Origin of the sequence: Streptomyces sp. NPDC088124 (genome assembly GCF_040685895.1) — a bacterium.
Classification (GTDB): domain Bacteria; phylum Actinomycetota; class Actinomycetes; order Streptomycetales; family Streptomycetaceae; genus Streptomyces.
Window position 1 is genome coordinate 23,536 of record NZ_JBFBJB010000045.1, and the last position, 8,670, is coordinate 32,205.

9 protein-coding genes are annotated in these 8,670 nt (G+C 72.8%); 8 read left to right on the top strand and 1 reads right to left on the bottom strand.

Annotated elements, in window-relative coordinates; translation table 11 throughout:
• The first annotated feature begins 41 nt into the window (after nt 1-41).
• The 7 genes from AB0P17_RS31025 (at nt 42) to AB0P17_RS31055 (ending at nt 6,386) form a co-directional block, all read left to right on the top strand.
• Nucleotides 42-344: an urease subunit gamma gene (locus tag AB0P17_RS31025; protein WP_365816002.1), complete on the top strand. Its 303-nt coding sequence runs from the start codon at nt 42-44 to the stop codon at nt 342-344.
• Nucleotides 345-357: 13 nt separating this feature from the next.
• Nucleotides 358-669, top strand: a complete 312-nt coding sequence (locus AB0P17_RS31030) for an urease subunit beta (RefSeq protein ID WP_365816004.1) — start codon at nt 358-360, stop codon at nt 667-669.
• Nucleotides 662-2,383, top strand: coding sequence for an urease subunit alpha (locus tag AB0P17_RS31035; protein WP_365816006.1), 1,722 nt, complete (start codon nt 662-664; stop codon nt 2,381-2,383). The genes AB0P17_RS31030 and AB0P17_RS31035 overlap by 8 nt, the downstream gene beginning before the upstream one ends.
• Before the next feature lie 28 nt (nt 2,384-2,411).
• Nucleotides 2,412-3,086, top strand: coding sequence for an urease accessory UreF family protein (locus tag AB0P17_RS31040; RefSeq protein ID WP_365816008.1), 675 nt, complete (start codon nt 2,412-2,414; stop codon nt 3,084-3,086).
• Between the two features lie 120 nt (nt 3,087-3,206).
• Nucleotides 3,207-3,884, top strand: coding sequence for an urease accessory protein UreG (gene ureG, locus AB0P17_RS31045; RefSeq protein WP_365816010.1), 678 nt, complete (start codon nt 3,207-3,209; stop codon nt 3,882-3,884).
• Nucleotides 3,881-4,666: an urease accessory protein UreD gene (locus AB0P17_RS31050; protein WP_365816012.1), complete on the top strand. Its 786-nt coding sequence runs from the start codon at nt 3,881-3,883 to the stop codon at nt 4,664-4,666. The genes ureG and AB0P17_RS31050 overlap by 4 nt, the downstream gene beginning before the upstream one ends.
• A 208-nt stretch (nt 4,667-4,874) precedes the next feature.
• Nucleotides 4,875-6,386 (top strand): alpha/beta hydrolase, encoded by a 1,512-nt coding sequence (locus AB0P17_RS31055; RefSeq protein WP_365816072.1) that lies wholly within the window; start codon nt 4,875-4,877, stop codon nt 6,384-6,386.
• Nucleotides 6,387-6,461: 75 nt separating this feature from the next.
• Here the strand turns inward: AB0P17_RS31055 and AB0P17_RS31060 are convergent, their stop codons facing one another.
• A complete protein-coding gene (locus AB0P17_RS31060; RefSeq protein WP_365816014.1) occupies nt 6,462-7,178 on the bottom strand; it encodes a lysophospholipid acyltransferase family protein in 717 nt (238 codons plus the stop codon).
• A gap of 253 nt (nt 7,179-7,431) precedes the next feature.
• On the opposite strand from AB0P17_RS31060, the gene AB0P17_RS31065 reads away from it, so the two are divergent.
• Complete coding sequence (locus AB0P17_RS31065) at nt 7,432-8,649, top strand: BPL-N domain-containing protein (RefSeq protein ID WP_365816016.1); 1,218 nt, start codon at nt 7,432-7,434, stop codon at nt 8,647-8,649.
• The last annotated feature ends 21 nt before the right edge of the window (nt 8,650-8,670 follow it).

Here is an 8,670-nt window from a genome sequence, read left to right on the forward strand (position 1 = left end):
GCGCCCGGCCCTCCCCGGGCCCCGGACGATGAGGTGGAAGCGTGCAACTGACCCCGCACGAGCAGGAGCGCCTGCTCATCCATGTCGCGGCGGACGTCGCCGGCAAGCGCCGCGCGCGCGGACTGCGGCTGAACCACCCCGAGGCGGTCGCCCTGATCACCTCGCACATCCTCGAAGGCGCCAGGGACGGCCGTACCGTCGCCGAACTGATGGCGTCGGGGCGTCAGGTCCTCGGCCGCGACGACGTCATGGAGGGCATCCCCGAGATGATCCACGACGTCCAGGTGGAGGCCACGTTCCCCGACGGGACCAAGCTCGTCACCGTCCACGACCCGATCGTCTGACGGGGGAGCGCCGATGATCCCCGGGGAGATCCTGTACGCCGACGAGCCCGTGGCCCTCAACGAGGGGCGCGAGGTCACCCGGCTCACCGTCGTCAACACCGCCGACCGGCCCGTCCAGGTCGGCTCCCACTACCACTTCGCCGAGGCCAACCCCGGCCTGGAGTTCGACCGGGCCGCCGCCCGGGGCACGCGGCTGCACATCGCCGCGGGCACCGCCGTCCGCTTCGAACCCGGCATCCCCGTCGCCGTCGCACTCGTCCCCCTCGCCGGTCTGCGCGTCGTGCCGGGACTGCGCGGGGAGACCGGAGGTTCCCTCGATGACTGAGCTGTCCCGCGCCACGTACGCCGACCTCTTCGGCCCCACCACCGGCGACCGGATCCGGCTCGCCGACACCGATCTGCTCGTCGAGATCGAGGAGGACCGCTGCGGCGGCCCCGGTCGCGCCGGGGACGAGGCGGTGTTCGGCGGCGGCAAGGTGATCCGCGAGTCGATGGGCCAGGCCCGTACGACCCGGGCGGAGGGCGCGCCCGACACCGTGATCACCGGCGCCGTCGTCATCGACCACTGGGGCATCGTCAAGGCCGACATCGGCATCCGGGACGGCCTGATCACGGGCATCGGGAAGGCCGGTAACCCCGACACCATGGACGGGGTCCACCCCGACCTGGTCATCGGCCCCGAGACCGAGATCATCGCGGGCAACGGGCGGATCGTCACCGCCGGGGCGATCGACGCGCACGTGCACTTCATCTCACCGACCGTCGTGGACCAGGCGCTCTCGTCCGGGGTCACCACCCTCGTCGGCGGCGGCACGGGACCCGCCGAGGGCACCAAGGCCACCACCGTCACCCCGGGCGCCTGGCACCTTGCCCGGATGTTCGAGGCGCTGGAGACCTTCCCCGTCAACATCGGGCTGCTCGGCAAGGGCAACACGATGTCCCGCGCGGCGATGCACGCCCAACTGCGCGGCGGAGCACTCGGGTTCAAGATCCATGAGGACTGGGGCGCCACCCCCGCCGTCATCGACGCCTGCCTCGGCGTCTGCGAGGAGAGCGGCGCCCAGCTCGCCATCCACACCGACACACTCAACGAGGCGGGCTTCGTCGGCGACACCCTCGCCGCCATCGCCGGACGCACCATCCACGCGTACCACACCGAGGGCGCGGGCGGCGGGCACGCGCCCGACATCATCACCGTCGTCTCCGAGCCGCACGTCCTGCCCAGCTCCACCAACCCGACCCGGCCGCACACCGTCAACACCATCGAGGAACACCTCGACATGCTGATGGTCTGCCACCACCTCAACCCGGCCGTGCCCGAGGACCTCGCCTTCGCGGAGTCCCGGATCCGGCCCTCCACCATCGCGGCCGAGGACATCCTCCACGACCTCGGGGCCATCTCGATCATCTCCTCCGACGCCCAGGCCATGGGGCGCGTGGGGGAGGTCGTGCTGCGGACCTGGCAGACCGCCCACGTGATGAAGAAGCGCCGCGGCGCCCTGCCCGGCGACGGCCGCGCCGACAACCACCGGGTCCGCCGCTATGTCGCCAAATACACCATCAACCCGGCGGTCGCGCAGGGCCTCGACGGGCGCGTCGGCTCCGTCGAGACCGGCAAGCTCGCCGACCTGGTCCTCTGGGACCCGGCCTTCTTCGGGGTGAAGCCGCAACTCGTCCTCAAGGGCGGCCAGATCGCGTACGCGCAGATGGGCGACGCCAACGCCTCCATCCCCACCCCGCAACCGGTGCTGCCCCGCCCGATGTTCGGGGCCCTGGGACGGGCCGCGGCGGCCACCTCCGTCAACTTCGTCGCGGAGGCGGCGATCGAGGACGGACTGCCCGAACGCCTCGGCCTGGTCAAGGAGTTCGCACCGATCCGCAGCACCCGGCGGATCACCAAGGCCGACATGCGGGAGAACGACGCGCTGCCGCGCGTGGAGGTCGACGCCGACACGTTCACGGTACGGATCGACGGCGAGCCGGTCGAACCCGCGCCCGCCGCCGAACTCCCGCTGGCCCAGCGTTACTTCCTCTTCTGATGGGCGCCCCGATGCCGAGGAGCGCGCGATGAGCCGGGCCGCCCTGCTCGTCCTCGCCGACGGCCGGTTCCCCGCCGGTGGCCACGCCCACTCGGGCGGCGCGGAGCCGGCCGTCAAGGCGGGCCGGATCCGCGCCGCCGGGGAGCTGGCCGCCTTCTGCCGGGGACGGCTCACCACCACCGGGCTCACCGCGGCGGCGCTCGCCGCCGCGGCGGCCCGGGGCGTGGACCCGCTCGAACTGGACGAGGCCGCCGACGCCCGTACGCCCGCCCCCGCCCTGCGCGCCGCCGCCCGCAGGCTCGGCCGCCAGCTCATGCGCGCCGCCCGCGCCACCTGGCCGAGCCCGGAACTGGACGCGCTCGCCGCCGCCCGCCCGCGCGGCGCGCACCAGCCCGTCGTGCTCGGCCTGACCGCGCGCTCGGCGGGGCTCACCCCCGTGGACGCGGCGCACTGCGCGGCGTACGAGAGCGTCAGCGGCCCCGCCACCGCGGTGGTACGGCTGCTCGGGCTCGACCCCTTCGAGGCCACCGCCGTCCTCGCCCGGCTCGCGCCCGCCCTCGACGACATCGCGGAACAGGCCGCGGCCCACGCGGAACGGGCCGCGGCCGAGGGGACCGGCGCGCTGCCCGCCGCCTCCGGCCCGCTGCTCGACGTCATGGCGCAGGCCCACGCGGCCTGGCCGGTCCGGCTGTTCGCCTCATGAGCCATGAGCCCGTAAGCCAAGAGCCCGTGAGTCATGAGCCATGAGCCCGTAAGCGATGAGCCGTGAACCCGTGACCCGCCCGCCCCGAACTCCCGCCCCCTCACCCACCGGAGCCGCACCATGCACCTCGACCACGGCCACACCGACCGGGCGGCCGTCTCCGCCGACGCCGTACGCCCCGACGGACGGCGCCGCGCCCTGCGCATCGGCCTCGGCGGGCCCGTCGGCTCCGGCAAGACGGCGACCGTCGCCGCGCTCTGCCGCACCCTGCGCGACCGGCTCTCCCTCGCCGTCGTCACCAACGACATCTACACCCGCGAGGACGCCGAATTCCTCCTGCGCCACGCCGTCCTGCCGCCCGAGCGCATCCAGGCCGTCGAGACCGGCGCCTGTCCGCACACCGCGATCCGCGACGACATCTCCGCCAACCTCGAAGCCGTCGAGGAACTGGAGGACACCGTGGGGCCGCTCGACCTGATCCTGGTCGAGTCCGGCGGCGACAACCTCACCGCCACCTTCTCCAAGGGGCTCGTGGACGCCCAGATCTTCGTCATCGACGTGGCGGGCGGCGACGACATCCCGCGCAAGGGCGGCCCCGGTGTCACCACCGCCGACCTGCTGGTCGTCAACAAGACCGACCTCGCCCCGTACGTCGGCTCCGACCTCGGCAGGATGGCCCGCGACGCCAAGGATCAGCGCGGCGAACTCCCCGTCGCCTTCACCTCGTTGAAGAGCGAGGACGGCGTCGGGCCCGTCACCGACTGGGTGCTCGGCCGGCTCGCCGACTGGACCGCATGAGCGTCCGCGCCACCGCCAGGATCGTCGCCACCCGCGCCGGACTGCCCGTACTGACCGGCGAGGGGCCGCTCGCGCCGCGCCGCACCCGCGCCACCGGCCCCGGCAGCCGCGTCACCGTCGTCGGCGCCATGAGCGGCCCCCTCGGCGGCGACCGGCTCACCGTCGAGGCCGAGGCACGGGACGGCGCCACCCTGACCGTCGACAGCGCCGCCGCGACCGTCGCCCTGCCCGGCGGCGTGCCCGGACCCGCCCACTACGACGTGCGGCTGACCGTCGGGGACGGGGCGGAGCTGCGCTGGCTGCCCGAGCAGCTCATCTCGGCGGGCGGCAGCGAGCTGCGCATGCGGACCCGGGTCGAACTGGCCCCCACCGCCGTGCTGGTGCTCCGTGAGGAGCAGGTACTCGGCCGCCATGGCGAGGAAACCGGCACCCTCTTCAGCCGGCTCACGGTACGGCGCGCGGGCCGGGCGCTCCTCGACCAGGAACTCGCCTGCGGCCCCGGCGCACCGGCCGGCTGGGACGGCCCCGCGGTCCTGGCCGGTCACCGTGCGGTCGGTCAACTCCTCGTCGTGGCACCCGGGTTCGAGGAGCGGCCGGTACCGCCGCGGCTGCTGGGCGACACCGCCGTACGCACCCCGCTCGCCGGCCCCGGCGCGCTCGTCACCGCCCTCGCACCGGACGCGCTGCTGCTGCGCCGGCTCCTCGACGAGGCGCTGGACGAGCTGCTCGACGGCCTGCCCGGCGGCCCGCCGCACCACACCGCCGCTACCGTGTACCGCTGAGCGGAACTCCGCTCACCGGTTATTGGTTGGGTAAAGAAATCCCCGTCCGGCCTGTTCTCGGCAAGCTCACAGGCGAAAGGATCCGGGGAGCACGCACGTAACAGCGCCGCGCGGGCGGCGCGACAAGAGGGGGAGGTACCACGTGAGACGCACCGCAGCGCTCGGCTCGGCAGGCACACTGCTGGCCGGCACGCTCATAGCGGGCGCCATGGCGGCTCCGGCGGCGACCGCCGACGGCCGGAACCGGATCGACCCGGCGGCCAAGGGCGTGCAGCTCGCCGCCGAGCGGGCCGCGAAGAAGGGCATCGACTGGCAGGACTGCCCGGCCGACTGGGCGCTGGAGAAGCCCATCCAGTGCGGCTATGTCAGCGTTCCGCTCGACTACAGCAAGCCCGACGGCCGGCAGATCAAGATCGCCGTCGACCGGATCGGCTCCACCGGGACCAAGGACGAACGCCAGGGCGCCCTGATCTACAACCCCGGTGGCCCCGGCGGCTCCGGTCTGGCCTTCCCGCGCCGCGTCGTCACCAAGAACGCCCTCTGGGCCGACGCCGCCAAGGCGTACGACTTCGTCGGCTTCGACCCGCGCGGTGTGGGCCGCTCCACGCCCATCTCCTGCGTCGACCCGCAGGAGTTCGTCAAGGCTCCGAAGGCCGACCCCGTCCCGGACAGCGAGGCCGACAAGCGCGCCCAGCGCAAGCTGGCGGCCGAGTACGCGGACGGCTGCAAGGAGCGCAGCGGCTGGATGCTGCCGCACATGACGACCCCCAACACCGCACGCGACCTGGATGTCGTCCGCGCCGCCCTGGGTGAGAAGAAGCTCAACTACCTGGGCGTCTCCTACGGTACGTACCTCGGCGCGGTGTACGGCACCCTCTTCCCGACGCATGTGCGCCGCATGGTCGTCGACAGTGTGGTCAACCCGTCGAAGGAGAAGATCTGGTACCAGGCCAACCTGGACCAGGACGTCGCCTTCGAGACCCGCTTCACGGACTGGCTGGACTGGGTCGCCGCGAACGACGCGACCTTCCACATCGGTGACACCACGGCCAAGGTCCGCAAGCAGTGGGACACGCTGCGCGCCACCGCCAAGAAGAACCCGCTCGGCGGTGTGGTCGGACCCGCCGAACTGCTCGGTGTGTTCCAGAGCGCCCCGTACTACGACTCCGCGTGGGTGCCCACCGCCACCCTCTGGAGCGAGTACGTCGCCGGGAACCCGCAGCCGCTCATCGACGCCGGCTCGCCCGACCTCTCCGACACCGTGGGCAACGCCAAGTCGGAGAACAGCAACGCGGTGTACACCGCCGTCGAGTGCACCGACGCCAAGTGGCCCACGAGCTGGCGGAAGTGGGACCGGGACACCACCCGGCTCCACCGCGACCACCCGTTCCTCACCTGGTCCAACACCTGGATGAACCTGCCGTGCGCCACCTGGGGTGTCAAGCAGCAGACTCCGGTGGAGGTGAAGACCGGCAAGGGGCTGCCGCCGGTGCTGATCACCCAGTCCACCCGGGACGCCGCCACCCCGTACGGGGGCGCCGTCGAACTGCACAAGCGGTTCAAGGGCTCGCGTCTGATCACCGAGCGCGACGCCGGTTCGCACGGCATCACCAACCTGGTGAACCCGTGCATCAACGACCGGGTGAAGTCCTACCTCCTGACGGGCGCGCTGGACCGCGCGGACGTGACGTGCGCCCCGCACGCCACACCCAAGCCGTAGGGCGTACGCGGTGAAGGGGGCGGCCGGCCAGGACCGGCCGCCCCCTTCCCGTACCCACGGCGCCGGCCACCGCTCTCAGCGACGCGGCCGCCGGAACGTCCTGACCGGCGCGGCCTTCGCCTGCTCCGCCTTCACCTCGGCGGCGTACCGGTCCACGTACTCCTGGCCGGACAGCCCGAGGATCGCGTACATGATCTCGTCCGTGACCGCGCGCACCGCCGCCTTCTGGTTCTCCAGCCCGGCGTAGCGCGAGAAGTCGAGGGGCTCGCCGAACCTGATCGTGACCTGCTTGATCCTCGGCAGGACCTGCCCGGGCGGCTGGATCTCGAAGGTCCCGACCATGGCGCACGGCACCACCGGCACCTGCGCCCTGATCGCCATCACCGCGACCCCGACCTTGCCCTTGTAGAGCCGGCCGTCGTGCGAGCGGGTCCCTTCCGGATAGATGCCCAGCAGCTCGTCCCGGGCCAGCACCCCCAGCCCCTCCCTGATGGCCGCCTGCCCCGCCTCCTTGCCCGAGCGGTCCACCGGGATCTGCCCCGCGCCGCGGAAGAAGAAGGCCGTCAGCCGCCCCTTGACCCCGGGGCCCGTGAAGTACTCCGCCTTGGCGAGAAAGGTGATCCGCCGCTTGATGATCGCGGGCATCAGGAAGTGGTCGGAGAACGAGAGATGGTTGCCGGCGACGATCGCCGCCCCCTCGGCCGGGATGTGCTCCAGCCCCTCGATCCTGGGCCGGAACAGCAGCCGCAGCAGCGGTCCGAGCAGCACGTATTTCAGGACGTAGTAGAACAAGGAGAGCGCTCCTCACTGGCCCGACCGGCCACGGGACGGCGTTGTCCCAGGTCAACGGGGATTCCGGAGGACGCCAGTGTAGGCAGCGCGGAGGGCGGCCGGAAGGCGGGACGAGGCTCCGTGAGCCGTTCCCACGACGGCCCGCCGTGAACCGTCCCGTCAGCGGCTCTCCGCGCCGGAGCGGGTGCCGCCCGACACGGAGACGGTTGTGTCCCTGCCGCTCCGTCAGAGAATCGGGACATAGCGTGTGACCGTGCCCGAGCGTGTGAACGGACAGCCTCCCGGCGGAGCCGGCGAGCGGCTCCACCTCTTCTTCGAATCGACCTGTGACCGTATCCCGTCGGCGACGGCGGTCGAGTGCGGCCGGGAGGAGCTGACCTATGCCCAGCTCGACGCCCGTGCCAATCGGCTCGCCCGCGGCTACACCGGACGGCCCGAGCTGACCGCGGACCGGTTCATCGAACATCCGCTGGCCCCCGCGGGCAGCAGGCTCTACCGCACCGGTGACCTCGGCAGGACGGCCCCGGGCGGGGCGATCGAGTTCCTGGGACGCGCCGACTCCGAGGTGAAGATCCGGGGATACCGCGTCGACCTCGGTGAGATCGACAGCGTGCTGCTGGAGGACCCCGGTGTGGCCGAGGCCGTCACCACACGGGCCCCCGCGCCGGACGGCGGAGCCGGCAACGGGGACAGCGAGCTGGCCGCCTACGTGACCCGCGCGCCGGACCGCACGGAGGACGGGGACGACGACCTCGCCGCCCGGCTGTACGAGCGGGTACGCGGCAGACTCCCCGCCTACATGGTGCCGGCCTACCTGGACATCCTGGACGCCATCCCGGCCATGCCCAGCGGGAAGGCCGACCTCGGGAGACTGCCCGCCCCGTCCCGCCGGCTGCTCGGCGCCGGACCCGTGGTGGCCGCCCACGGCACCACGGAGACACAGGTGCGGGACGTCTGGGCGGAGGCGCTCGGCATCGAGCCCGGGGCCCAGCCCGGTGGCGGCGGGCTCGACGAGGCCTACCGGCACCTGGAGCGGCACGGGGAGGCGATCCGGGGCTATGTCCGGGACGGCGGCCGGTATCTGGGCTTCTGTATGGGCGGCTATCTCGCCGGATCAGGACCGGGGTTCGCGCTGCTGCCGGGCGACACCGACCAGTACATCACCTCGCCGGACGCCACCGTCCACGACGAGCGCGACACGATCGTCGGGGTGGCCTGGCGCGGCGGGCCCCGCTCCCTGTACTTCCAGGACGGGCCGTACTTCACGCTCGGCGACGCCCCCGATGCCGATGTCCTGGCCACCTACCCGAACGGTACGGTCGCCGCGCTCACCGCCCGCTTCGGCGCCGGCCGCGTCGGTGTCGTCGGGCCGCATCCCGAGGCCACCGACGACTGGTTCACCGACGTCGACCTGCCGGTCCGGCACACCCGTGACATGGGCGTCGACCTGGTGAACGCGGTGCTGGCGTGAGCTCGTACGGGAGTCCGGGCC